The organism is Indibacter alkaliphilus LW1, from assembly GCF_000295935.2.
Classification (GTDB): Bacteria; Bacteroidota; Bacteroidia; order Cytophagales; family Cyclobacteriaceae; genus Indibacter; species Indibacter alkaliphilus.
On record NZ_ALWO02000037.1, the window covers coordinates 119,851 to 146,214 of the forward strand.

Consider the following 26,364-nt stretch of genomic DNA (forward strand, 5'->3'; position numbering starts at 1 on the left):
AAAAAATAAAAATGAAGAAGTTTCTGATTGCAATGCTTGTCTTTTTAGCATTTTCGAAATTGAATGCTCAGGATTCGGATAGCTTGAGAATGGAAAGGCTACAGCTTGATAGCCTTTTCATTTCTGAAGTAGAGGAACCAAAAGATGGAAAGCTTAAGCCTAAAGTATTACATGCCGAGCCTTTATACATTGACTTGATAAGGGATTTGGGAGCAAGAAAGGGAGAAAAAGAATGGAACGTTGGGCTTGGAATGTTCAACAAGAGGGACTTCAATAAGTATGAAGCTTTGGTAGAGTATGAGTGGGCCCCCATTGATCGCTTAGGTTTTGAAATAGAAGTGCCCGTAACCATCTTTACAGCCGGTGAAGAATCAGCAACAGATATTACAAGGCCTGCAAATAGAATCGAGTCTTTAAAATTAGCTACACAATGGTCCTTTTTCGTGTCAGAGAAAGCCAAAACTACTTTGGCCTTGGGCTATATCCATGAATTTGAATTTGTGGATCTCAATCAACTTGGAAGAACCGATATTTTCCAAGGGAATATTTACAATCCATTTTTTATCGCCGCCAAGCGATGGGGCTTAAATTACCACACACTTGTTTACACTGGTCCTAGGATTGTCAAGGAATTTGATATGAAAAGGGAGTTCGCCTACGAAATTCACACCAACTTCCATTACATGATCACAGGTACCAGGAACTTTATAGGGGTAGAATTCAATAAGGAAATTCATGAAGGTAAACTTGAAGCAGTCATGCGCCCTCAAATGCGGGTCGGCCTAGCTGAAAATCTCATGGTGGGAATTGTAACCGGGATTCCTTTGAGAAAACCGGGTGAAAATCTCAGCTCATTTGTGAGAATTATCTACGAGCCAGGCTTTAGGACCTTTCACTGATGATATTTCTTAAAAACTCACCTATTCTGTTTCTTGGATCGAGTACTTCGAATATGTAGTTCCTTAGGGCAGCAATGAGGACATAGAGAAGCATTGGGATTGGCATGGATAGCCATTTGAAGTGCTTCTTTCCCACTATTAAAAGCACCTAGATACTCTCTTTGCTCAGAGTTGGGTAAATGTGGGCAATCCCTATGATGGATTTCAAACTGAGAGGCAGAATTTGCTTTTGTAGAGAGGTAATAGAACTTCATTCCTTTTATTTTAATTCTATCAAAAATACCTAGTCTCATAGTAGAAAAAAATACCCTTTACTGGGTATTTTTTTTTCTAGTTTAAGGAAAAAATTTAATGTTTTATAAAAATAAAACAAAATAAAACTCAACCTCCCCCTCTTCTGATTTCTGATTGCCTCATTGGCATGGCGTCTATCGTTTTAAAAATGTATTCCCAATCAATCTTTTCTTCTTTTCTTACTTTTGCCCCACCGTCCAATCCTATCAAAACCCAGGAATCCAGCTTTGAACCCATTTTGTACCTGATTTTCAATTTGTCGAGATAAGCTTGGGAAAATTCCATTTCAGAATTAGAAAAAGCAGTATCAGAAATTACGAAGTACTTGATTTTTCGCTCTTCTATTTCATTGCTAATGCTGTCATCAGGAAAAGTCCATGAGCTAGTATCATGAGGAAAATAAAGCACTACCCTATTTTTCCACCTTAAATCTTCAAGGGTTTTTGGCTTATCCTGGACTTGTAATATTATGAAGAGCAAGAATAAAAACATCGGATTCATAGCATGTAAACCAAATAAGACCCAAGTAAGTTTGATGAAACGCCAAAGGATTTACGAAGGACGATTGACGAGGCTTTTCCAAGTTAGAGACGTTGTTTTGTAAGTTAACACTGAATATGTAAGATATCAGTGCAAGGGGGACCTTCTAAACTCCCGGAAGTCCCACCTTTAACTTTTAACAAATTAACCTTTAACATTCTGATTTCGGTTGATCAATTAAACTTTACACAATAAACCCATTCATCAATTCGCTTTTCTCAATTCGATCACTGTAATCTCAGGCCAGATTCCTACCCTTCCCGAAAATGCATGAAAACCAAAACCCCTGTTCACATATAAAAATCTGCCTTTTTCCTCTGCCAAGCCGGCCCAATTAGGATAGCGGTACTGCACCGGACTCCATCGGACCAATGGGGTTTCAATCCCAAATTGCATCCCATGTGTATGACCAGAAAGCGTGAGGTGAACAGGATTCTGATTCTTCTTCACTTCTTCATCCCAATGGGAAGGGTCATGGGAGAGCAACACCTTAAACCCGTCTTCAGGCGTACCTTCCATTGCTTTGGACAAATCCCCTTTTTTGACAAAGCCAACACCCCAATTTTCTACTCCTATCAGTGTGATTTCCTGTCCGTCCTTTTCTATCCTGACATGCTCATCCAAAAGCAAGCGAAAACCCATTTCAGCATGCTTGGCTTTCAGGTTTTCAAGATTTTGCTCTTTATCACTTTTGCTGGGCCAACTGATATAGTCTCCGTAGTCGTGATTGCCAAGAATAGAGAATTGACCATACTTACCTTTTATCTCGGCAAATTGCTCCAAAAATGGATCTATTTCCTCTGCTTTATGATTGACAAGGTCTCCGGTGAACACCACCAAGTCGGAGTTCTGCCTTACAGCAAGATCCACTCCCTTTCGTACACCTTCCTTGTCCCTCAAACTCCCCGAATGTATGTCCGACAATTGGGTAATGGTAAATCCATCAAATGCATCAGGTAGATTTTCGAAATAAATCACTTCTTTGTGCACTTTGAAGTTGTATTTACCATAGGTGGTTCCATATATAAAACTGAAGAAAGGAAAAGCTGCAATTGCTATTGCCAAGGTACTCACATAGGCATTTCTTGTTGGGAAGGTAAAATCTTTGGATCCATTGGCTACCAAACTGAATCCTGCCTGAAGATTTCTGAATATATCCTCTCCGAACAAAATCAGTACAATTACCAATTGGGTCACCAAAACAGTAAGAAACACATTCAAGGCGGTCTGTCTGGTAGCGCTGATCTCTCCTGCTGAAAATATGCCGATAAAAGTAAGTATTACCCAAAGAGAAATCCCACTGAAAATCAACCAATAACCCACATTGATACTGTTGCGGATTTTGTCACTATCTAGGTTTGAGGTCAGGGTTTTGACTGCCTGAAACACATACCAATTCAGGAAAGTGGTAAACAATAATACAGATGCAAGAAAAATAAGACTTCCGAGGTTGTTCATAAGCTTTGAGTAATCACCTTGTCATATACAGTAATTCCTGACTTTTGGTTCTGGAATAGCATTTATATTTAAAACCAAAGTGAATTGATTATCTAACCTTCCGATTAAACACTTTAAATAAGATTAGAAATTCAACTTAGAGCTTTTGAGTTGGGCTTTTAATATCCCAATATCAATTTAGTATCCATCAATATCAAAAAGATTCAACGTCTTACTTCTTTTGCCGGTAACTTTCAATTTTTACAAATAAAATTTAAACTTCCTGAATCCTCACCTCCGTAAAAAACTCAGACTTAGCCGTACCCCCATACGTACCTGCAATGGGTAAAGTATTGGTAGGATGAAAACTGCTGGCCAATGGAATGTAATTGTGATCTGCAAAAAGTCCCAGACTGGGGTCAATACCAATCCATCCGGCCCCGGGCAAGTAAACTTCTACCCAACCGTGCAGCTCATGACCTTCTTCCAATTCAGGATTGAAAGCATAGCCACTTACAAACCTCGTCGCCAAGCCAATACCCCTCAACATCTGCATCAACATCCAGGATAAATCCCTACAAGACCCTGCCCTGCTGCTAAAAGTATCCATGGGTTCAAGCAATCCCGGTTCGTACCTCAGATCATGTGACCAATCTTGGTGAATAACTGTCAACAGTGCTACCAAAAATGAAACGATATCCATATTCTCGGACATCAGCTTCTTGGCATAATTCCTCAACTCAGGAAAACCATCAGTCTTTTGGTAAATTTTCAAAAATTCAGCTGTACTGCCTTTGTATTCAAATTTATCAAAAGGGTATTCATGTGGGGAAATGATAAACCCATAAGGATTAAAGTCAAAAGTCTCCAATTGAAAACGGAGGTCAACTTCCAGGATATCGGATTCGTTTTGAAACCAAACCTGAAAAAAAGGATTCCCCTCCGCATTGATTCTTTGACTTTTCCCACTGGGTTCGGGCCGGACGATCCATTCTGCATCCAAAATCCGAAAATAAGTCCGCTGCTGAGGAATTAAAAACAGATGATGCGGATTGAGCGGGACTTTTTCTTCGTAAGTATAGCGGGTCAAGTGTGACACTGACAACTTCATATTTGTACACCTTCCGGCATTTGCTCATCTGAAAAAGCTTTTTGTAATATCTCAGCAGGCAATTCTTTTACGGCTTCTTTAAGCCTTTCATTCCAGAAAACAGAAATATGCTCCAATTCCTTCTGGTCAAATCTTCGCTCTACTATATGATAGGCGTCATTTTTCAATACTATAGTATCAATGGGATAATCCACATCATTGGCCGAAATCCTAGTAGCATCAAATGCTAAAAATGCACACTTCAGCGCATAATCAAGTGATTCATCATAGCTCAAAGAACGCCTGAGTACCGGACTTCCCGAGCCTGAATTTCCTATAATTACAAATGGGGTTCCCCTCCTGATTTCTATCCAATTCCCTTGTGGGTATAGCAAGTACAGCTTAGGGGTTTTGTCATTTTCCAATTGCCCTCCAATGATAGAAAAAAGGTTAAAAGACAGTCCTGCTTCTTCCAAGTACTGCTTATCTTCTTTGGCTACCCTTTTGATTTGATTGCCAAATTCATTGACAGCCTTATAAAGCTTGTCGAATTCAGAATCCTGATCCTCTATTACTTCTGAAAAATAAGTGATGGCCTTATCCCTTACGGATCTGAGTCCCGAGGTCATGATAAAAAAGGAGTGTTTTTCCCTGTTGACGGTATATACTTTTTTGGATGTGGTAGTCTCAGTACCTGAAGTAATCCGGGTATCTGACAAGCCGATCAGGCCGTGTTTGGTTTTAATTCCTAAGCAGAAGGTCATTCTTGAGTTTGGTTTTGAGAAATAAAGTTATCCTTTATCTGAAAGAAATTGTCATTGATACAGTTTGAAATTGTATTTATTTTCAATTGAAGGTCATCCAGATATTCGTGAAGCCCTTCGGAAATGATCTCATTGACATCATCAAATTCCAATTTTGCACGCAAAGCTCCTATGGCTCTTTGAGCACTGTTCATCTTTCCATCTCCATTTCCGGAAATTTTATTCAGGCAAATCTCAGCTTCTGAAAGACAATAAAAGACAGATCTTGGAAAGTATTTATTCAACAAAAGTAAGCTGACTACTTTTGCAGGTTCGATATTACCATAAAGTCTCCTGTAGGTATTAAAAGCTGTAACAGACTTGAGCAAAGCTGTCCAATGTAGAAAGTCCAAAGGCGTACCTACCATAGAAGGCGAGGGTAAGAGAATATGATATTTGACATCCACTATCCTGCTGGTTTTGTCCGCCCTCTCAAGATAAAGACCCAGTTGCCGGAAATACCAGCCTTCAGTTCTGGCTACCGTGCTTTCTCCAAGTCCATACAGCAACAAAACCTGATTTTTGACATATTCAAAAAACTGATGAGGATCCTCTTTAAGCCAAGATTTTTTGGTTGCCCTTTTCTGGACAAAATGGTAAAGCTCGTTGAGTTTTTCCCAAGTTTCCTTTGTGAGATTTTCCCTGATCACCCGGGCATTTTCTCTTGCCATTGAAATTGAAGAAATGATTGAGTTTGGGTTGTCTGTATCAAATGTCAAAAAATAGATGACATCTTTTCTTTCGAAACCTTGGTACTTGGACTTATACAATTCCTGATCACCCGTGGCATACACCAAAGGTTCCCATTGTTCTTTCAGGTCAGGAGGTAAATCCAACATCAGGTTGAAATTTACATCTATAAATCTGGCATAGTTCTCAGCCCTTTCCAGGTACCTTCCCAGCCAATATATCGAATTCGCTACTCGACTTAGCATATGTATATTATTGTTTTTCCTTAATTAAAATTTATTATCTCCTTTCTTATTCTGCCCTTTAAGGTCATACTGAGATATTTGTAGATATTAAATTGATATTCTTGGATATTATATTTCTACTGAATTTCCACAATATCCCGAATCGTTTCATTCTCGGGATCTCCGCTAAAGTTCCGATTTCTATCATATTCCCCAGTATCCATCAACATCCTATAGCAACACCTATTTCCATTTATTTCAATATATTTCTACCATATTTCAATCAATAACTTGTCTGTGGAGGCGGATCCAATATCAATTAATATCCACAAGTATCCATTAATATCAATCTGTATTCCCTATTTCAATATATTTCGCGAAGCATATTTCAATTTATATCTATCAATATCCATCCCTTATTTATAAAGCACCCAAGTATCCTTACTCCCCCCACCTTGTGAACTGTTCACCACCAAAGACCCCTTTTTCAAAGCTACACGGGTCAAAGCCCCCGGTATGACATTGATATCATCTCCGTATAAAATGTATGGTCTCAGATCCACATGCCTCCCCTCCAGGCCCTCATCTGTCAGCGTAGGAACAGTTGAAAGTGAAAGTGTTGGTTGCGCAATGTAATTATTAGGATTATTCTTAATCAGATTCCGGAATTTGGCATGTTCCTCCACTGTGGCTTTAGGCCCTATCATCATTCCATATCCGCCTGCCGCATTCGTCTCCTTGATGACTAATTCTTCGATATTCTCAAGGACATATTCTCTGTCCTTTTCTTCCCTGCAAAGGTATGTCGGGACATTGTTCAGAATCGGTTTTTCATTCAAGTAATATTCAATGATTCTGGGAACATAAGCATATACAGCCTTGTCATCGGCTACACCTGTTCCAGGTGCATTGGCAATGGCAATATTCCCTGCTTTATATGCTTCAAAAAGGCCTGGAATACCCAACATGGATTCTGGATTGAAAACTTCGGGATCCATAAAGGTGTCATCGATCCTCCTATACAACACATCGATTTGCTCTAAACCTTTGGTCGTCTGCATGTAGACATTTTTGTCCTTGACAATCAGGTCAATACCGGAAACCAGCTCTACCCCCATCTGAAGAGCAAGGTAAGAATGTTCAAAATAGGCTGAATTGTAAATTCCTGGAGTAAGTACACCTATCACCGGATTTTCTTTATCTGACAGGAACTGCAACATTTTAAGCAGCTTGACAGGATAATCAGATACAGGCATTACACCCAGTTTATTGATCAATTCGGGGTAGGCTCTCTTGATGATCTCCCTACTTTCCAGCATATAGGATACACCTGAAGGACACCTCAGGTTGTCTTCAAGAATGTAATATTCCCCACTTTTGTCTCTCACCAAATCAGTTCCTGTGATATGGCACCAGATTCCTTTAGGCGGCTTAAGGCCAATACAAGGCTCTAAATAATCCTGACTTTTTAAAATAAGCTCTTCTGGAACGACTTTGTCTTTGAGGATTTTCCTTTCATTATAAATATCATCCAGAAAAAGATTCAAAGCCTTAATTCTTTGTTTCAATCCCGCCTCCAAGTGCTTCCACTCTTCGTGTGGAATAATACGGGGTACAATGTCCAAATGAAGAATTTTCTCTGTACCCTGATTGTCATGATACACATTAAAAGTCATCCCCATAGCTACCTGCGTCTTATTTGCAGAAAACTGTAACTGGGACATCTTTTTAGAACTTTTTTTTTTGATTTGTTGAAGAAATTCAGAATAATGGGCTCGACAATGACCCTCCTCGGTGAACATTTCATCAAAATTCTCACCGACATGGTAATTTTCTGTATTCATAGATTAAAAATTATGCTTGTTTTAAGGTTTCCTCTTAAGATACTGATTTTGATGGACAATCAGAAAGCATCGCTTTAAAAAATCCCAAACAAAACTATATTTATTTTTATATCAAATTAAAATCTTCCTTAATACTTGATATACTCCCTTTTATTTTATGGGCATTGGAGTTTTAATTTTTCGTAGTTTCAAGAGTTTTAAGATAAAAATTTTTCAACTTTAGAATGTTATTTAGAAAATGTTTATTTAAGTTTATTTAAATATTAAAATTAAAAATATGAGTAAAAATTTAGTTATTTCCCTTTTACTTTTCCACTGTTTATCTCCGATCTACGGCCAATCTTGCGGAAATGACGGTTTTTGGAAAATCGGAACAACTTTTGGCACTAAACGGCTATCAAGTAACTGTGGAGATTTTAACTGTCACGGCTTTGCCGCTGCATATTGGGAAAGTGGGTTGAATAATTCATTCCCAGCGTGGAATTCCGCGGTTCCAGGAAATGTAACAGTTACTACTCCTTTTCGATTATCGACTGGCGGTCCATCTGAAAACTATTTTCAAAATTCCTCAAAATATGTTCAAATCTGTAATCAAAGCCTAACGAATGTGGACGTGGTAAGTCAAAACTTCGGGACTTCTATTGGTAAACATTCACTTGTAAGAGATAAATCAACTAGCTCTTTTGGCCTGAAATTTATTTCTAAATATGGGTCAGAAAGCCCTGTAATCGGTCATGAATTTGAAGCCACTTGGTATGAGTTAAATAATGCAGTTAAAATTGAGCCTGACAAATTTTATGCTTATGTTGGGAAACTGCCACCCAATTTAATCCTGCCACAAAACCAAACAAATGCATTTTTCAATGCAACAAGGGAGTTATGTATCTTTTAAAATATTTGCCAGAAACAGCGTAAATGATACCTTGGCTATACGAAATGTTACGTATTATAATTATGGGAATTTCATGGTTTATCCAAATCCAAGTATTTCGGAGTTCAATGTTAAAACTGAATACAAAGGGAAAATGGATATTAATTTCATTTCATTGGATACTGAATATAAGAAATTAATCACTTCAATTTCAAGTGAAGAAAAAGTCAATATTGAAAATATCCCAAAGGGTAATTATTGGATTATCATTACTATCGAAGGGGATACTGTTTATAAAACTAGATGGGTAAAAAATGAATAAGTCGATCTTATTAGTTCCAATCTTTATGTCTGTAAGCTTATTTAGTTTAGGTCAGAATAAATTCATGGAAAATTTTGAAATCGGTTTTTCAGGTGGTGCAGCTATTCCTTTAGGGAATTTCAGATCTGTGAACATTGAAAATTCGCTGGACAGAAGTTCTTTGGATCAAGATTCAGAAAGGTTTCGTGGATTTCCAAAAGATAAAGGAGGGCAGGCAATATTTGGCTATGCCTTTGGCTCTCACTTAAGGTATAAAATCAATTCCTCCTTTTTCGTCAGCCTTAACTTTTTGCGTACTAATAATTCAATAGATATTAGTCCCCAACAAAGATTTTATGATGACAATTTTCGGTATCAGATAGATTTTGAAGGAAATGAATCAGAAATCCTTGGAATGCTAATGAGCGATGATTACCGGGCTGATTTATTTTTTCTTAGTTTGGGCTATACCTTTAAGGTGAAAATCTTTGACCTATCTTTTTCAGGGTTAATAGGCCAAAATTCGCTTCATTTTCCTTTTTATTCTTGGAATTACCAGTTCTCGGAAACAGGTTCTATCCTTTTCAGACCCGCGGATTTCGCAGAAATCCCTAAACCCACAAAACTGAATAATCTTCTCTATGGCTTAGAAGTAAAGGCATCATACCCCCTTGTAAATAAAATCAATTCATTTGTGTTACTTTCATACCTCCGATCAGACCATCCGCATGAATACTGGACCTTGGCAAGAGGGGCCTCCTACGCTTATTTTATTGAGGACAGGATTGATTTCAGGATTTTTTTAGCGAGCGTTGGAGTTTCATTGAGTCTGTAATTTAAACAGGCAGGAAACACAATTTTTCCTACCTGTTTAAAAAAGAATTCAAATCGTTTAGTTTAAGAAATGGTAGAACCATCAGACGTAGCTTCATGAGGCTGTAGCAATTTCAGGCTACCATCTTTATCCTCTGCCATCAAGATCATGCCTTCTGAATCTATACCCATCATCTTCCTTGGGGCAAGATTGATCAACATTACAACTTGTTTGCCTATCAAATCTTCAGGCTTGAAAAATTCAGCTACACCGGAAAGCACTGTTCTTTTTCCCAAACCTGTTTCCACAGTAAGTTTTAGTAATTTTTTGGACTTTGGCATGGCTTCAGCAGTCAAGACTTTGACTACTCTCATGTCCAGTTTCACAAAATCATCAAAAGTGATGATCTCTTTCATAGGCGCTGCTTTGGCGTTTGCCAATTCATTTTGTTTTTTCGATTCCAATAATTTATTCACTTGTGCTTCCACCACGTTGTCTTCTATTTTTTCAAACAAAAGTGCAGCAGGATTGATTTTCACTCCTGACTGAAGAATATCTATCCTTCCGGCATCAGCCCATTTCAAATCTTCCAAGCTGAACATCTCGAATATTTTCTGAGAAGTGAATGGTAAAAATGGCTCTCCTACCACTGCAAGATTAGCAGCGATGTTCAAAGCGATATTGAGAATGGTCCCGGTTCTTTCTTTATCCGTTTTGATGCTTTTCCAAGGCTCAGTATCGGCCAGGTACTTATTGCCTGTCCTGGCAAAATCCATCACAAAAGATAAAGCTTCTCTAAACCTGTACCTTTCAATCGAAGCCGCTATTTTTTCAGGAAAGGCCTTGATTTCTTCCAATACATCTTTGTCAATCCCATGAAGATCTCCTACAGCAGGCACATTTCCATCAAAAAACTTATGGGTCAAGACCACAGCCCTATTGATAAAATTACCGTATATCGCGACCAGTTCGGCATTATTTCTTGATTGAAAATCCTTCCAGGTAAAATCATTGTCTTTGGTTTCCGGAGCATTGGCTGTCAGGACATACCTCAATACATCCTGCTTGCCGGGAAACTCCTCCAAATACTCATGCAACCAAACGGCCCAGTTACGGGAAGTAGAAATTTTATCCCCTTCAAGGTTAAGAAATTCATTGGCCGGCACATTGTCAGGCAATACAAAATCTCCATGTGTTTTCAGAATGGCCGGAAATATAATGCAATGAAAAACTATATTGTCCTTACCTATAAAGTGTACCAGCTTGGTATCTTTATCTTTCCAATAAGGCTCCCAAGCTATTCCCTTTTCTGCTGCCCATTCTTTGGTAGAGGATATGTATCCAATCGGCGCATCAAACCACACATATAGCACTTTGCCCTCTCCGCCTTCTACAGGAACAGGTATTCCCCAATCCAAATCCCTGGTCATGGACCTTGCCTGCAAGCCATCTCCGGCCTCCAGCCAGGACCTGCACTGTCCAAGCACATTATTCTTCCAGTCATTTCCATGCTCTGTAAGGATCCAGTTTTTCAGAAAATCGGTATATCTGGCCAGGTCTAAAAACCAGTGCTTGGTTTCTTTCAGCACAGGAGTATTTCCCGAAAGTTTGGAAATGGGGTTGATCAGGTCGGTGGGACTTAGTGAAGAGCCACATTTCTCACATTGGTCACCATAAGCGCCTTCATGACCGCATTTGGGGCATGTTCCTTCTATGTATCTGTCTGCCAAAAACTGCCCTGCCTCCTCGTCAAAATATTGCTCTGTGGTCTGCTCTAAAAACTCACCTTTCCCGTATAAATCCTTAAAAAATTCTGAGGCGGTTTCATGATGGATCTGCGCAGAGGTTCTGGAATAATGGTCAAAGCTGATTCCGAACTCGGCAAAACTCTTCTTCATTATTTCATGATACCTGTTCACTACTTCCTGAGGAGTGATCCCCTCTTTCTTGGCTTTTATGGTGATGGCCACGCCATGCTCATCAGAACCACAGACATAGGCCACATCTCTACCCATGGATCTGAGGTATCTCACATAAATGTCTGAAGGAATATAACAGCCTGCAAGATGCCCAATATGTAAGGGGCCATTAGCATAGGGAAGTGCTGAAGTAACAGTATATCTTTTGAAGGATTTATTTTTCATGTGTTTATAATTGTTTTTTTAATGACTACATGGAAACTCGCAATCGCAATAGCTATCAGGGTCATCCCTCCGTAGGTCGGCTCCGTCATGCTCGATTTCATGTATTAAAAACTCTTAAATATCAGTATAGTTGGATGATGTAAAATCTTATGTTTGTTGATATTCTTCTTTGGCTTCATCAGTCAAAATCCCCTGGTAAATGATCTGAATGGCCTGGTCATATATCTCGGAGGTTTTTAGCCCCATACTTTCTCTCATTTCTTTTGGAAATTGTGAAAGGAATTTGGGATCAATCAGACTTTGGATAGCAGAAGCATACATAAAAACTACCAAGCTGATGTTGACATGGCTAGCGACGTATCCTTTTTCCATTCCTTCCTGAATGAGTTTTTGAAAACGCAGATAGGCTGATTCTCTGATGTAATCCTGTAGTTCTTTCCAGATTTCGGGAGCATGATCACGAAGATCCTCCAAGAGATCAGGATTGATCGGGGCCAGGTCCGTCGCCACTACTGTCAACAATGACTTCAATTTAGCTGCAAAAGGAATATATTTATTATCCAAGAGTGTCTGAACCTTTATTGCCAAACTTGTTTTAAGCCTATCAAAAGTAGCTGAAAGCAATTCCATTTTACCTGGAAAATACTTGTAAAGGGTTTTCTTGCTCATGGCAAGCTCTTGGGCAATGTCATCCATCGTGGTATTCTTGTATCCCTGTTTGAGGAAAAGAGAATAAGCCACTTCAAGGATTTTGTTTTCTATATCTGCTTTTTTACTCATAATTGCTGAATGGGAGGCAAATATAATTAATCCCAATTACAAACTGACCAAAGCATTAAAATGACTTCCAATAGAATCTTTCCTTTGTGTTTGTTTGTACAAAGCTTAATTTTGAACAATAGCCTCTAAGAATATCACGAAATTTTATGACCGCAGAACAGGCCCAAGCCAGGATACAGGAACTTACCCGAGAGATCAACTACCACAACCACCTTTATTATCAGGAGGATAAGACTGAAATATCAGACTTTGATTTTGATAAGCTGTTAGAAGAATTGATTAGATTAGAAAGTGAGTTTCCTCAATTTTTACTGCCCGACAGCCCCAGTCAAAGGGTTGGAGGCACCATCACCAAGGAGTTTGAAACGGCGCAGCATGAATACCGCATGCTTTCTTTGGGGAACACTTATTCCGAAGAGGAGCTTTTGGCTTTTGATGAAAGAGTAGCAAAAGGACTTGAACACAGGAATTATGAGTATTTCTGTGAAATGAAATTTGATGGTGTCGCAATCAGTTTGGTCTATGAGAATGGACGCCTGGTACGTGCTGTTACACGTGGGGATGGAACCAAAGGAGATGTAGTCACTGAAAACATCAAAACAATCCGAAATATCCCTCTTCATATTTCAGGAGAAAATATTCCTGAGAAGTTTGAGGTTCGGGGTGAGATTTTTCTACCTAGAAAGGAATTTGATAAAATCAATGCGGAAAGAGAAGCCAATGGGGAAGCATTGCTCGCAAACCCCAGAAACGCTGCATCGGGAACCGTCAAAATGCAGGATAGCAGCATAGTCGCCAAGAGAAGGTTGAATTGTTATTTTTATCAGCTTTTGGGTGATGATATAGGTGTAAGCACTCATCAGGAAGCCATCAAGCTCATAGAAAATTGGGGATTTAATGTTTCCCAAACCTATGCAAAATGCAGGACCATTAAGGAAGTTCTTGCTTACATAGACTACTGGAGAGAAAAGCGTTTTGAACTCCCTTTGGATACTGATGGTGTTGTGTTGAAGCTCAATGATTATGATCAAAGAGAAGAGCTAGGTTTTACTGCGAAAATACCCCGATGGGCAATCGCCTATAAATATAAAGCCGAAAGTGCAGAAAGCAGACTGCTTTCTATCACTTATCAGGTAGGAAGAACAGGGGCCATTACTCCGGTAGCCAACCTTTCTCCTGTGCACCTTGCCGGCACTACCGTAAAGAGGGCATCTCTTCACAATGCAAATGAAATCCTACGTCTGGATTTACATGAAGGAGATGCAGTACTGGTAGAAAAAGGAGGTGAAATTATACCCAAAATCACAGCAGTAGTGGAAGCTAGCCGACCTCCTGCCGCAAAACCCATTCAGTATATTGACCATTGTCCTGAATGTGGTACCGCTCTTGAAAGAAAAGAGGGAGAAGCCAAGCACTTTTGCCCAAATACCAAATCATGCCCACCGCAGGTACTTGGAAAAATCGAACATTTCCTACACAAAAGAGCCATGGACATTGACTCGCTCGGCACTGAAAGGATTAGAACCCTGATAGATCAGGGCTATATCAAAGACCCTTCGGATTTATATGATCTGCAATCCAAAGCGGATGAACTGCTTGGCTTGGAGATGAGCCAAGATCAATATCAGAAAAGTGATGATGGCATTTTATATATCTCACTGACCAAGGCTTTATTTGCATTGACTGAACAAATTGCACTAAGTGCCATCAGTAAGTTTTTGGAGCAAAATACAGACCTCCCTTTGGAAGATGTTTTGGTGCAATTTCAAAGCTTTATCAGAAAAATCAATAAAAAGACTGCTCAAAACATAGGAAGTGTCCAAAGATTGATTGACAGCCTTAAGGCAACAAACTTTCCGAAAATGGAAGAGTACATCCCCGTCCCTGTTGTCTTGCATCAATTGATCGGTAATTATGTGGACCTGGATAAGATAGCGAAAGCCTCACTTCAGGAGAATACAGTTCACCGCATTATGCTCAAACTAAACCTCCCTATAAGCGGAGAGTTAGAAGACAGAATCAAAAAACTCAAAGCAAATACCTTTCAGGAAGGCGTCATCTCCAATATGATGGAAGGCATTAAAAGCTCAAAAGAACAACCCTTCGAAAAAGTCCTTTTCGCATTGGGCATTAGAAACATCGGAGAAAATACAGCCCAGATACTTGCCCGCCACTTCAAAAGTTTGGAAAATCTTAAAAACGCAAATGGTGAACAGCTACTTGAAGTTAATGGTGTAGGTGACACGTTGGTAACCAGCATTTTTGAGTATTTTGCAGATGAGGACAACTTGAGAATGATAGAAAAGCTGAAATCCCATGGATTGAATTTTGAAATATTAGAAGAAGAGAAAGCACTACAGTCAAATGTGCTTGAAGACATGAAAATCCTCGCATCAGGAAAACTCAACAATTTTAAGCGTGATGAAATCATAGATATTGTAGAAGCTAATGGTGGACAATATGTCAAATCTGTTTCAAAAGCACTTACCTTTATTATTGAGGGAGAGGATATGGGACCTAGCAAAAAAGAGAAAGCTGAGAAACTTGGAGTAAAATTGATTTCAGAAGAAGAATTTATGCAAATGATAAGCAAAAACCAGAAATAATGAAGTGGTTAAAAGACAAGCTTATTGAATGGCAGTTGGAAAAATTGTTAAAATCCTTACCCAAAAGAGAAGTCAGAATTCCTGACCAGTTCAGATGCATTGGTATTTTAGCAAATTCAGAAGAGGATTTTTTGGTTACTAAAGAGCTGCTGCGTGATCTCTGGGGCTATAAGGTGCGCATTATCGGGCTTTTCTATTCAGAAGAAGAGTCCAGAATATTGGAAGCTGTTTCCTACAAAAATTTCACTTGGTTTGCTTTACCATCGGATTACTTTAATGAGTTTCTTTTAGAGAAAATGGATTTTATTCTCATTCCTTCTTTAAAGCTTAATCCATATTTACGTTATTTGCTGCTCCAAAATCAGACTGGTTTTACAGTAGGCCTTTATTCAGAAGAAAATAAGCCCTACCTAGACCTGATGATGAATGGTCAAAGTGATGACCTCAAAACCAACGTACATCACCTCATCGAATACCTAAAAAAAATCAAAGAAGCATGAATAGATTAAAAGGCACGGGCGTAGCCCTCATCACCCCTTTCCATGAAGACCTTACCGTAGATTTCGAAGGCCTAAAAAAGGTGATCGATCATGTCGCTGAAGGTGGTGCTGATTACTTGGTCGTATTAGGAACTACCGGAGAAAGTGCTACCATGAGCAAAGCTGAAAAGAAAACAGTTCTTGAGGCAGCTCTGAAATATAACAAAGGAAGATTGCCAATTGTATACGGAATAGGAGGTAATAATACCCAAGCAGTCTTGGAAGAAATTTCTGATACGGACTTTAGTGGAATTGACGCCATTCTTTCTGTGAGTCCTTATTACAACAAGCCTAGTCAGGCCGGCATTATTGCCCATTATACAGCTGTAGCAGACACTTCACCGGTCCCTGTAATCCTTTATAATGTACCTGGAAGAACCATGTCCAATGTTTCTTATCAAACTACACTCACTTTGGCAAAGCACGCCAATATCATAGGTATGAAAGAAGCAAGTGGTGACTTGTCCCAATGTATGAGAATTGCAGCCAAAATGCCTGAAGATTTTCTGCTGATATCAGGGGATGATATACTTACCCCATCCATGAAAGCAATTGGAGGCTCCGGAGTGATTTCGGTCTTGGCCAATGCCTACCCTACAATTTTTAAGTCCATTTGCCATGGAAATGCAGATGAGTCAAGAGAAGCTGCTTTCAAATTACTGGATATCAACCCTTACATGTATGAAGAAAGTAATCCGGTAGGATTGAAATGCCTGATGAATTTCATGGGGCTTTGTGGAGATGCGGTAAGACTACCTTTGATGAAAGCTTCCCCGCGATTGAAAGAAAATATCAAAGCTAATATGATAAAGTAAAGAACCTTTTCTCCATTAGTCTTTAACTTTAGGATTGGAGGTTTTTTATCTTTTTTTTAGTAGAATAAACTATGCAACAAGCAATTACCCTTTTAACACTCAATGAACTGATTCGGGATACGCTGGACACTCATATGGAGCCAGGGTATTGGGTGATTGCGGAAATAGCAGAATTGAAACATGCCACCCAAGGTCACGCTTATCTGGATCTTGTAGAAAAAAACGGCAATAAGATTTCTGCAAAAATGAGGGCCAATATCTGGGCTTACACTTACAGATCCATTTCGGGTAAGTTCCAAAATACAACCGGCCAATCCCTGAAATCAGGTATGAAAGTATTGGCTTTGGTGGCAGTGACTTTCCATGAACTGTATGGTTTTAGCCTAAATATCAAGGACATTGACCCTAATTTCACACTTGGGGAAAGGGCTAGACTTAGGCAAGAGGTCATAGACAGATTGACCCAAGAGGGCCATATGGAAACCAATAAAAGGTGTAAGCTTCCTGCAGTTCCACAAAAAATAGCAATTATCAGTTCTGCAACAGCTGCCGGATACGGGGATTTTATCAATCAAATCGACAAAAATAGATTTGGATACAGCATTCATAGAAAATTCTACCAAGCCACCATGCAGGGAAGCGATGCTGTCCCCTCAATTATCCAGGCATTTGATCAGATTCAAAACGATCAAATAAAAGAAAAATTTGATGGGGTCGTACTGATACGAGGGGGTGGAGCACAATTGGATTTGGATTGCTTTGATGACTATGAATTGGCCTTAAGTATTGCCAATTGCAACTTGCCAGTTCTGACAGGAATTGGACATGAAAGGGATGAAACCATTGCGGACTTAGTAGCCCATACGAGACTGAAAACACCCACCGCTGTGGCTGAGTTTATCCTCTCTGGCTTTCAGGAATTTGAGGAAAACTTGTTGTATGAAATGAAATTGATAGAACGTCATGCCCAGGCAATCTGCTCAAGTGAAAGTAAAAGTATCCAGGATCTTGAGGGAAAATTAAGAAATGTTTACAAAAATCAAATTCAACAGGGACATGAAAGCTTAAAATATAAAAAGGAGCAAATTCTTTCCTTCGTTAGGTATAGGGTATCAATTGAAAATATGAAATTAAATAATTTTCAAAAAGATATCCGGACTCTAAGCCAAAACAAGATTCAGCAAGCAAAAAACCAGTTACTTCAATTTGACAAGGAAATTAAAGTACTGAATCCGCAGACCTTTTTTGAAAAAGGCTATACAAGAACTGAGCTAAATGGGGTTCCTATCCATCTAGCTAATCCAAAAGAAGGGGATCAATTAGAGTCTTACACACAGAAGACAAAAATTTCAAGTATTATCAAAAAAATTGAAGACCATGAGTGATCAAATAAAAAGTTACGATGCAGCCATCAGCCGGATTGAAGAAATAGTCGCTTTATTGGAAAGTGGAGAAAAAGGTATGGATGAGCTTTCTGAACTGGTAAAAGAAGCTTCCAATCTGGTCAATCAGTGTAAAGAGAAGTTAAGGTCTACGGAAGAAGAAATCAATCAGGCGCTGAATAATAATTAGAATATTTCACAATAATCTATAAAATTGTCAAAGTTCACCATAATAATGAACTAAAGTACATTTTTATGTTTTATTTATCTGAAAAAGTAATTTTGGCACTTTTGTAGCGGTGCTAGGTGTATAACACATTTGGAGAAATGCAGAAATTAAAAATCACCCTTGTATCATTCTTTATTCTATTGGCTGGTTCGGTACAAGCCCAAAATTTTTACAAAGAAAAAATTCCAAAAACAGAAGTTTTATCCATTGGAATAGGTCCTTCCTTTATTTATGCAGACAATGGAGGAACATACAGAAATTTCAATTTCCCTTGGAATCCTGCAGCTTCCATCTCCTACACCAAGAGGTTTCACCCTCATTGGGGATTGAAAGCCACAGGAGGAGTACAGTGGATAGAAAGCGGCAATAGAAATCCTGCCCAAAGGGTACAGGACCATTGGAACCTGTATGGCAGTGCTTTCCAGTTTAATGGTGAGGCTTTCCACGCAGATGTGATGCCTATTTTCTACCTTTTCCCATTTATCAATCACATGAACAGGTCATGGGTCAATTTATATGCAGGATTGGGACTTGGAATCATTCATGTAGAAAGACAGGAAGCTTTTTCATTGGAACCTGACGCCCAATTTAGAAGAGCAAATATCACGACCGGATATGTTCCATTCAGGGCCGGTATTAGCTTTAGATTGGGAGACTTGTCCGACATTGCATTGGAAGGAACTATGTTGTTTACCTTTTCGGACAACTTAGATGGTAATGAAAACTTCAACAGGTTCGGAGACCATTTGGCTCAGGCACAGATCGTATATAAAAGATTTTTAGCCAAAAGGAAAAAGTAAACTTTTAACCAATCACCTCCAAATACTTCCTTGGAATATTGACCATCACATTTTGATGGATACCGGGTACACGGATGATGAAATAGTCTTTATTGCCTTTGTTGACACATTCACCTTCCATACCTTCCAAAGGACCTCCTAATATCTTAACAATTTCACCTTTTTCAATTTCGGAATTATCTGTTTCTACAGCTACTCCAGTTTCCAAAATCCGCTGAATGGTATCGATTTCCTCCTGCCTGACAGTGGCATGTTCTCCGGCAAAATGTACAAACTTGACTGCTCCAGGGACCTGCAAAGCTTCCCATAAATTTACTTTTGATGTTTTTACAAATAGGTAGCCATTAAATAAAGCTTTCTGTACTTTCTTTTTTCTATCCGACCACTGTCTTAATTCTTCTACCATCGGCAGGTACACCTCAAGGCCTTTTTCTCTCAAACGTTGCGCTACCTTCTTCTCTGCCCTAGAGGTAGTGTACATAACAAACCAATGTAATTCACTCATAATACCTTAGCAATTAAAATTCGAAATTACTAAATTATAAGCTTCTCTAAGGAAAAAAACTCAGCGAATTTAAATTCTTGGAACAACAAAAAACCCTTGAGGTAGAGCCTCAAGGGTTTATACATTTAAAAACCACCAACCTTTATTTAATCATGCTATTTCAATCTACGAATCAACATGTTTAATTTATCTGCCAATAAATACATGACAGGTACAATCACTAACGTAAGGAATGTCGCAAAGGTTAACCCAAATATTACAGTCCAGGCCATGGGCCCCCAAAACTCCGCATTGTCCCCACCGACGAAGAACTGAGGATCAAAGGAACTTAACAAAGTTCCGAAGTTGATATTCATCCCTATCGCCAATGGAATCAATCCCAGAACTGTGGTAATCGCCGTCAGCAATACCGGTCTCAACCTCGTCTTACCTCCTAAGATGATACTGTCCAGCAATTCATTGTACGGCAGGTATTCATCTTCAGGAGTATTGAGTTCTTCCCGTCTTCTCTCTCTGACCAAATTGGTATAATCGATCAATACGATGGCATTATTCACTACCACCCCTGCGAGGGAAATAATTCCGATCCCGGTCATAATGACTACAAAGTCCATGTTGAAAATCAAAAGGCCAAGGAATACGCCAATAGTACTCAGAACCACCGAAGCCATGATGATAAAAGGCGTGGTCACGGAGTTGAACTGAGCTACGATGATCAGAAATATTACGGAGACAGCTATAAACAATGCCCTCATCAGGAATGCAGTTGATTTTTCCTGCTCTTCCTGCTCTCCGGTAAACTTAACCGTGATGCCATCACTTTCCTCAAACTCAGACACTAAAGCTTTCAGCTGATCATTTATCTCAGTAGGGTTATAGCCATCTGTCACATTTGAAAACACGGTGATTACCTTATCCAAATCCTTCCTTTTGACAGATCCATAGGTAGAACCATATTCCAAATCAGCTACGGCAGAGATAGGAACTTCCTTTTTGTTGCCAAACTTGTCTCTGAAATTGATTTTTTTATTGATCAAAGAAGTAATGTCATATCGGTATTCATCCTTAAGTCTAAGCTGAATGGGGTAATCATCTTCTCCCTCTTTAAACTTGGATACTTCAAGGCCAAACAAAGCAGTTCTAAGCTCATTGGCAATGGTAGAAGTAGACAAACCAAAACGTCTTGCAGTTTCTCTGTTAATCTTCAACACCACCTCAGGGCTCCCCAATTCCAGGTCTGATTTCAGTTCCTCGATACCAGGTACATTGGCATTGGCAAGATACTCTCTAAGCCTATTGGTGTAGGTAATCAATTCCTCAAAATTTTCCCCGCTCACCTCAATATTGACAGCCTTTCCTACTGGAGGGCCATTTGTCTGTTTGTCCACAGTGGCCAGTACTCCTGGGTACTTCTCAACCAATTCACGGATTTCTTCCATGATTTTATTGGTGTTGATCCCCTGTCTAAATTGATATTCCAAGAAACTGATCGTCACTTTAGCTTTATGCGGAGTAGGTGTATTGCCCATACTTGACATCTGATCTCCGGTACCCTCTCCTACTTGCGTGATCACCGCCTCGATGATGTCTTCATAAGGCCTCAATACATCTGCGAGGTCATTTTCCATCTGCTTCATAAAAGCATTGGTAGCTTCCGTATCTGTACCGATTGGGTTTTCTATGAAAATATTGACAAGCGCAGGTTGGTTATCCGGAAAGAAAAGCACTTTTGGTGACCTAATTCCCAATAAAACCACACTCAAAACCAAAAGAAGTACAGTGCCTCCGAAAAAGAAGTATGGTTTTTTACCTATTAAAGCAAACTTCAAAGTCTTCTCGTACAACTCTTCCAGCCTTACCAAGAACACATTTTGAAACCACCTGATGGCTTTACGCATCACCAGGACATTGAATGCTGTAAGCAGAGATGCCAAGGCAAAGAGATTACCAAAAGTAATGGATCCTGCCAGATAGGAAATCCCGGCCATCACCATCAGAATGATGGCAATCATGAGAGGCTTTTTCTTAGGTCTTTCTTTTTCTACATCCTGTAACTTCATGAATAGTGATGTCAAAACAGGATTGACTACCAAGGCTACAAACAATGAGGAAGAAAGTACGATAATCAAGGTGATGGGAAGGTATTTCATAAACTCCCCGATAAGATCATCCCAGAAAGCCAGTGGCATAAATGCCGCCAATGTAGTGGCTGTAGAAGTAATGATAGGCCAAGCTACTTCTCCTACACCCTCTTTGGCTGCTCTTATCGGTGACTTGCCCTCCTGCATCAAACGGTAAATGTTCTCCACCACCACAATACCGTTGTCCACCAACATTCCCAAGGCCAAGATCAAGGCAAAAAGTACCATCAGGTTTAGCGTAATGCCAAGAGCATTGAGCACCAAGAAGGAGATGAACATAGAAAGTGGAATCGCAATACCCACAAATAGTGCATTCCTGAATCCGAGGAAAAACATCAATACCAATACCACCAGAATCACCCCGAAAATGATGGAGTTCTCCAGGTCATTCACCTGAGAACGGGTTTGCTTGGATTGGTCATTGGTAATGGAAATCTCCAAATCCTCGGGAAAACGGTTTGCTTTGGCTTCATCAATGATGACTTTGATTTTATCAGCAGCATCAAGCAGGTTTTCTCCACTTCTTTTTACCACATTGACGGTTACTACAGGTAATTTATTGCTTCTGGCATAACTGGTTCTTTCCTTGTAGGTATCTGACACTTCAGCCACATCAGAGAGGTAAACAATTTTGTTTTCCTCTGTCTTGATGATGATGTCATTGAGCTCGTCAGGATGATCAAATTCACCAGTAATTCTCAAGGACCTTCTAAACTCACCCGAAAGAAGGTTACCTCCTGAAATAGTAACATTTTCCTGTGAAACAGCATCCGAAATATCACTGAAGGCTACTCCCAGCGCTTCCATTTTGTAAATGTCTGCGTCTATCCGGATTTCTCTTTCCACTGTACCTCTCAGCTCAGCTTTGGATACTTCAGGAAGCTTTTCAATTTCATCCTCCAGGTATTCACCGAATTTCTTCAGTTCCTGCTCTGAATAATTTCCGGAAATATTGACATTCATGATCGGGAAATCAGAAGTATTGATTTCCAGGACGTCCGGATCCCGGTCTAAGTCTGTGGGTAATTCACTTTTCGATTTGTCTACTGCATCTTTGACATCCTGCAATGCTTTGGTGATTTCTACTCCTGGATTGAATTCAATGACAACAGAGGAAAAATCCTGTACCGAGGTGGATTTGATGCTTTTGACATTATTGATCGACTTCAACTCCTTTTCTATAGGTCTGGTAATAAGGTTTTCCATATCTACCGGAGAGTTGCCGGGATATGAGGTACCTACATACACAGTAGGAATGACGATTTCCGGGAAACTCTCTTTGGGCATGGTCCTGTAGGCCAACATCCCCAAGACTGAGATGATGAGTACCAAGATCACTACCGAGGTCTGGTTATTGACTGATAAAGAACTCAGTCCAAACTCCCGTATGACTCCTTTTTTATTTTCCTGTATCTGACTCATATTTATTGCTGTGCAATGTTCACATTAAATCCATCACCTACTTCTCTGAAACCTTTGTCTACCAATACTTCATTTCCGGATAGCCCATCTTTGATTTCAGTGATATCCCTGTAGGTCCTGCCTCTTTCTACATAACGCTTCACACTGTGTCCATCCTCTACGACAAAGACATAATCACCTCTTGTATCCTGCAAAATCAGGTAATTGGGGACAGTGACTGCATTTTCACTTTCGTAATCTTTTATCCTCAAAACCGATATCATGTTAGGTTTTACATTCGCCATTCTAGGCAGGAAAACCTCGACTTTAAAAGTCCTATTATTGGGATTGATGATGGCACCTACCGCAGACACTTTGGTCCTCAAGGTTTCATTGATGGAAGGGAAAGTGATTTCAACAGAATCTCCCCTGCTGACCACCCCTATATACCGTTCAGAGACATCTGCTTCTATAAACAGGTCACTGTCTCCTACAAACTGAAACATCGGAGTGCCGGGCTGAACCAACTCTCCCAATCGGATAAGTACAGTCTCCACTGTTCCGCTAAATGGTGCGCGGATAACTGTTCTTGACTCTTGGGTTTTCAGTCCAGCAAGATTTTTCTCCAAGGTTTCTTTTCTGTTTTTGGCTTCCAAAAACTGCAGCTCAGTACCTATCTGTTGATTCCAAAGCCTTTCTTGTTTTTCAAAAATGGTAGATGCCAGTTCAAGTTGCTTTTCCACTTCCTCAATGTTTCGCTGAATGGATTCCGCGTCTATTCTCGCCAAAGGCTGTCCAGCCTTTACCTGCATTCCTTCCACTGCCATTACTTCCTGTACCCTTCCTGATACCTCTCCGCTGATACTTACATTCTTTTTGGAAAGCACCGATCCTGTCACTTCCACAAAGTGATCAAACTGCCCCAGCTTTGCTTCTTTGGTAGTAATCAAAATTGATTTTCTGTTTTCTCTGGCAAAATCCGGATCCATCTCCGCGATATTCTTTTCGAGTTCTTCTATGGATACTCTCAAAGCAGCGGCTTCCTTCTTTTTGGATTCCAGTTCTTCTTTTTTGGCAGCAAGCTCATCTTTTTGCCCACAAGATGCCACCAACAAAATCAGGGCGGCTGTCAACAATTGAAAATAAGTTTTCATATATAGTCTATGTAAATTCTAAGTTGATTGATTAAAGGATACCCAATGCTTTTTCCAGTTCCACTTTGGCGATCAAAGCATCATACAGGGCAGAGAAGTAATTGGTTTCTGCTTCTTTGAGGGCAGAATCTGCTTCTACCACCTCAAGGTTGGAACCAACACCTTCCTGATACTTGATTTTGGTCATTTCGAATACTTCCAGGGCTAAGTCCATGTTTTCTTGCTGAACAACTAGAGCAGAAATACTATTTTTTAAATTTGCTTTTGCTTGAAATTTTTCAACTTCAATACTTTGATCTAGGAAAAATGATTGATTTTCCAGCTGCTTTATTTGTACTCTATTCTGCTGGATTCTTGCACTTTTTGCAAGTCCATCAAAAATTGGAATGGATAATGAACCACCAATAAAAGCACCTGTAAACCAACGATTTGCATCCATAATATCACCAAGACGCTCACTAGCTGCATTTCTCTGATAGGTAGCAAAAGCGGATAATCTTGGAATATATTGGACTAAATTATTTTTCAAGTCTAACTTGACTAAATCCAAATTTGTATTGAGTTGATCAATTTCAACCCTTCGACTTCCATCCATGATTAACAGATCTTCAACTTCAAGCCTGTCATTAAGATCTTCCAAAGTTTCGGTCAGATATACTTCTTGGTTACTAGGTAATCCAATTTGAAGTTTGAAAAGCTCAACACTGATCATAGTGGCTGCAATCACTTTATCCAACTCTGTTTTTAAATTATTCCTTTGGACTTTTACCCGGGAAACATCTAGCTTCTCAACAAAACCAGCTTCGTAGAGTGCCTCGGTCTCACCCAAAAGCATTTCAATTCTTTCCAAGTTTGCATCAATCAATTGTCTTCGTTGTTCGTTTACTAAGACCGAAAAATAAGCCTTCTTAACTGCTTCCTTGACATCGACTTCTGTCTTAAGTCTATCGTACTCTGTCAACATTTTGTAAGTTTTGGCGGCTTGAAGGCCTACAAAGTATGACCCATCAAAAATCATTTGGTTAGCCTGTACAGCTACTGCTGAACTTAGAGGCACTCCAAATCTTAGAGGTAATACATCCAGCTCTACGGATGGATCAGCAAAGGGACCTTCATTTGGAACAAAGACTACGGGAATCGCCGCATTGTAGGTTAAGTCCACACTTCCATTAATCTGAGGAAGACCTTCAGAACGCCTTTCCTTGATTGTTGCCTTGGCTATAAGTGTTTCCAATTGCGCGTTTTTTGCATCCACATTATTTTCCAATGCATAGCGAAGGCTTTCTTCTAGAGACAGTTCCACTACTTGTTGTGCATGGATAGTAAAGACTACAAAAACCGCAAGCAGGACTGCTAAAACACCTGATTTCTGTTTAATTGTGGTTTTCATGTTGTGCTGTGTTTTTTTGGTTTAGGTATGCTTCTTTTCCTTTTTCAGTAAAAATTCCATAAAGAAAATGCTCAAAGATCTCCAGCTGCAAATCGACAATATTGTACTTGGCCGGGGGAAACTTAATCGGATCAAAACTTAACATCATTTGTTCCAATCTCATCAGTCCCAAAATTTCACTGTTAATTTCTGGTCGGAAAAAACCTTGTTTTTTCCCTTCTTCCAACAACTCGATGATTTCCTGAAGAACAAAATCGCGCTTAAAATTTTCAAACAACTGCCAGCTTTGAGGGAAATACCGCTGGATTTCATTTAAAACCATGGGGTTCAGATTGGCAAATCGCTCTCTCATGTACCGGGAGAGCTGCACCAAGTGCTCAATCACTCCGATTTTGCTCTGAGGAAAACGCTCAATGTGGCATTTGTCTCCCTGAATGGCTTTTTCAAAAGTTTCATACACCAACTGGTTCTTATCCGAAAATTCCTGATAAATGGTCTTTTTTGATACTCCTGCCTGCCTGGCAATGTCATCCATGGTAACCGACCTTACCCCAAAGCGCATAAATTGCTCTGTCGCTGTTTCTATAATTTTCTCCCTGGTCTCCAATTCATCTATAATTTGGATGCAAAACTCAGGAAACTTTTCAAAAGTTCAAAGTTTCCTGAGTTTT

24 protein-coding genes are annotated in these 26,364 nt (G+C 39.5%); 10 read left to right on the plus strand and 14 right to left on the minus strand.

The genetic code is table 11. The annotated features are described in order from the left end of the window. The first annotated feature begins 11 nt into the window (after window positions 1-11). On the plus strand, window positions 12-899 hold the full coding sequence (locus A33Q_RS13045; RefSeq protein WP_009033295.1) for an HAEPLYID family protein: 888 nt from the start codon (window positions 12-14) through the stop codon (window positions 897-899). A gap of 17 nt (window positions 900-916) precedes the next feature. Here A33Q_RS13045 and A33Q_RS13050 read toward each other — a convergent pair whose 3' ends face one another. The 7 genes from A33Q_RS13050 to A33Q_RS13080 all read right to left on the minus strand — a co-directional run bounded on the left by A33Q_RS13050 (window position 917) and on the right by A33Q_RS13080 (window position 7,821). Then, the gene (locus A33Q_RS13050) at window positions 917-1,153 is read right to left on the minus strand and encodes a hypothetical protein (protein WP_040490489.1); all 237 of its coding nucleotides are present in this window, start codon (window positions 1,151-1,153) and stop codon (window positions 917-919) included. A gap of 127 nt (window positions 1,154-1,280) precedes the next feature. Beyond that, the gene (locus A33Q_RS13055) at window positions 1,281-1,673 is read right to left on the minus strand and encodes a DUF4174 domain-containing protein (RefSeq protein WP_235062802.1); all 393 of its coding nucleotides are present in this window, start codon (window positions 1,671-1,673) and stop codon (window positions 1,281-1,283) included. A gap of 264 nt (window positions 1,674-1,937) precedes the next feature. Continuing rightward, entirely contained in the window at window positions 1,938-3,191 is a 1,254-nt protein-coding gene (locus tag A33Q_RS13060; protein ID WP_009033297.1) for a metallophosphoesterase, read from the minus strand. Between the two features lie 253 nt (window positions 3,192-3,444). Then, window positions 3,445-4,281, minus strand: a complete 837-nt coding sequence (locus A33Q_RS13065; RefSeq protein WP_009033298.1) for a transglutaminase family protein — start codon at window positions 4,279-4,281, stop codon at window positions 3,445-3,447. Then, window positions 4,278-5,024: a peptidase gene (locus tag A33Q_RS13070; RefSeq protein ID WP_009033299.1), complete on the minus strand. Its 747-nt coding sequence runs from the start codon at window positions 5,022-5,024 to the stop codon at window positions 4,278-4,280. Before A33Q_RS13070 ends, A33Q_RS13065 begins: the two co-directional genes overlap by 4 nt. Next, window positions 5,021-5,998: an alpha-E domain-containing protein gene (locus A33Q_RS13075; RefSeq protein WP_009033300.1), complete on the minus strand. Its 978-nt coding sequence runs from the start codon at window positions 5,996-5,998 to the stop codon at window positions 5,021-5,023. Before A33Q_RS13075 ends, A33Q_RS13070 begins: the two co-directional genes overlap by 4 nt. 395 nt (window positions 5,999-6,393) lie before the next feature. Beyond that, window positions 6,394-7,821: a circularly permuted type 2 ATP-grasp protein gene (locus tag A33Q_RS13080; RefSeq protein WP_009033301.1), complete on the minus strand. Its 1,428-nt coding sequence runs from the start codon at window positions 7,819-7,821 to the stop codon at window positions 6,394-6,396. A 277-nt stretch (window positions 7,822-8,098) separates the two neighbouring features. On the opposite strand from A33Q_RS13080, the gene A33Q_RS13085 reads away from it, so the two are divergent. From A33Q_RS13085 to A33Q_RS13095, 3 genes are all read left to right on the plus strand, one after another. Continuing rightward, window positions 8,099-8,713 (plus strand): hypothetical protein, encoded by a 615-nt coding sequence (locus tag A33Q_RS13085; RefSeq protein WP_016255236.1) that lies wholly within the window; start codon window positions 8,099-8,101, stop codon window positions 8,711-8,713. Then, window positions 8,673-9,014: a T9SS type A sorting domain-containing protein gene (locus A33Q_RS13090; RefSeq protein ID WP_152527411.1), complete on the plus strand. Its 342-nt coding sequence runs from the start codon at window positions 8,673-8,675 to the stop codon at window positions 9,012-9,014. The genes A33Q_RS13085 and A33Q_RS13090 overlap by 41 nt, the downstream gene beginning before the upstream one ends. A 64-nt stretch (window positions 9,015-9,078) precedes the next feature. Further along, window positions 9,079-9,828: a hypothetical protein gene (locus tag A33Q_RS13095; RefSeq protein WP_016255238.1), complete on the plus strand. Its 750-nt coding sequence runs from the start codon at window positions 9,079-9,081 to the stop codon at window positions 9,826-9,828. Between the two features lie 62 nt (window positions 9,829-9,890). Here A33Q_RS13095 and metG read toward each other — a convergent pair whose 3' ends face one another. Further along, window positions 9,891-11,951, minus strand: coding sequence for a methionine--tRNA ligase (gene metG, locus A33Q_RS13100; protein ID WP_009033305.1), 2,061 nt, complete (start codon window positions 11,949-11,951; stop codon window positions 9,891-9,893). Window positions 11,952-12,098: 147 nt separating this feature from the next. Continuing rightward, window positions 12,099-12,731 (minus strand): TetR/AcrR family transcriptional regulator, encoded by a 633-nt coding sequence (locus tag A33Q_RS13105; protein WP_009033306.1) that lies wholly within the window; start codon window positions 12,729-12,731, stop codon window positions 12,099-12,101. 146 nt (window positions 12,732-12,877) lie between these two features. Between A33Q_RS13105 and ligA the strand changes: the two genes are divergently transcribed. From ligA to A33Q_RS13135, 6 genes are all read left to right on the plus strand, one after another. Beyond that, window positions 12,878-15,337 carry an NAD-dependent DNA ligase LigA gene (gene ligA / locus A33Q_RS13110; RefSeq protein WP_009033307.1) on the plus strand — a complete coding sequence of 820 codons (2,460 nt, stop codon included), beginning with the start codon at window positions 12,878-12,880 and terminating at the stop codon, window positions 15,335-15,337. After that, window positions 15,337-15,837 carry a DUF6913 domain-containing protein gene (locus A33Q_RS13115; RefSeq protein WP_009033308.1) on the plus strand — a complete coding sequence of 167 codons (501 nt, stop codon included), beginning with the start codon at window positions 15,337-15,339 and terminating at the stop codon, window positions 15,835-15,837. Before ligA ends, A33Q_RS13115 begins: the two co-directional genes overlap by 1 nt. Next, window positions 15,834-16,691, plus strand: a complete 858-nt coding sequence (gene dapA / locus A33Q_RS13120) for a 4-hydroxy-tetrahydrodipicolinate synthase (RefSeq protein ID WP_009033309.1) — start codon at window positions 15,834-15,836, stop codon at window positions 16,689-16,691. The genes A33Q_RS13115 and dapA overlap by 4 nt, the downstream gene beginning before the upstream one ends. Before the next feature lie 71 nt (window positions 16,692-16,762). Then, window positions 16,763-18,076 carry an exodeoxyribonuclease VII large subunit gene (gene xseA / locus A33Q_RS13125; protein ID WP_009033310.1) on the plus strand — a complete coding sequence of 438 codons (1,314 nt, stop codon included), beginning with the start codon at window positions 16,763-16,765 and terminating at the stop codon, window positions 18,074-18,076. Continuing rightward, window positions 18,069-18,263: an exodeoxyribonuclease VII small subunit gene (gene xseB / locus A33Q_RS13130; protein WP_009033311.1), complete on the plus strand. Its 195-nt coding sequence runs from the start codon at window positions 18,069-18,071 to the stop codon at window positions 18,261-18,263. Before xseA ends, xseB begins: the two co-directional genes overlap by 8 nt. 137 nt (window positions 18,264-18,400) lie before the next feature. Further along, window positions 18,401-19,102, plus strand: coding sequence for a hypothetical protein (locus A33Q_RS13135; protein ID WP_009033312.1), 702 nt, complete (start codon window positions 18,401-18,403; stop codon window positions 19,100-19,102). Window positions 19,103-19,106: 4 nt separating this feature from the next. Here the strand turns inward: A33Q_RS13135 and A33Q_RS13140 are convergent, their stop codons facing one another. The 5 genes from A33Q_RS13140 to A33Q_RS13160 all read right to left on the minus strand — a co-directional run bounded on the left by A33Q_RS13140 (window position 19,107) and on the right by A33Q_RS13160 (window position 26,300). Continuing rightward, complete coding sequence (locus tag A33Q_RS13140; protein ID WP_009033313.1) at window positions 19,107-19,607, minus strand: UpxY family transcription antiterminator; 501 nt, start codon at window positions 19,605-19,607, stop codon at window positions 19,107-19,109. A gap of 155 nt (window positions 19,608-19,762) precedes the next feature. After that, entirely contained in the window at window positions 19,763-23,170 is a 3,408-nt protein-coding gene (locus tag A33Q_RS13145) for an efflux RND transporter permease subunit (protein ID WP_009033314.1), read from the minus strand. 2 nt (window positions 23,171-23,172) lie between these two features. Further along, window positions 23,173-24,303: an efflux RND transporter periplasmic adaptor subunit gene (locus A33Q_RS13150; protein ID WP_009033315.1), complete on the minus strand. Its 1,131-nt coding sequence runs from the start codon at window positions 24,301-24,303 to the stop codon at window positions 23,173-23,175. Window positions 24,304-24,334: 31 nt separating this feature from the next. Continuing rightward, window positions 24,335-25,693: a TolC family protein gene (locus tag A33Q_RS13155; protein WP_009033316.1), complete on the minus strand. Its 1,359-nt coding sequence runs from the start codon at window positions 25,691-25,693 to the stop codon at window positions 24,335-24,337. Next, window positions 25,677-26,300: a TetR/AcrR family transcriptional regulator gene (locus tag A33Q_RS13160; RefSeq protein ID WP_009033317.1), complete on the minus strand. Its 624-nt coding sequence runs from the start codon at window positions 26,298-26,300 to the stop codon at window positions 25,677-25,679. Before A33Q_RS13160 ends, A33Q_RS13155 begins: the two co-directional genes overlap by 17 nt. Window positions 26,301-26,364: the final 64 nt, after the last annotated feature.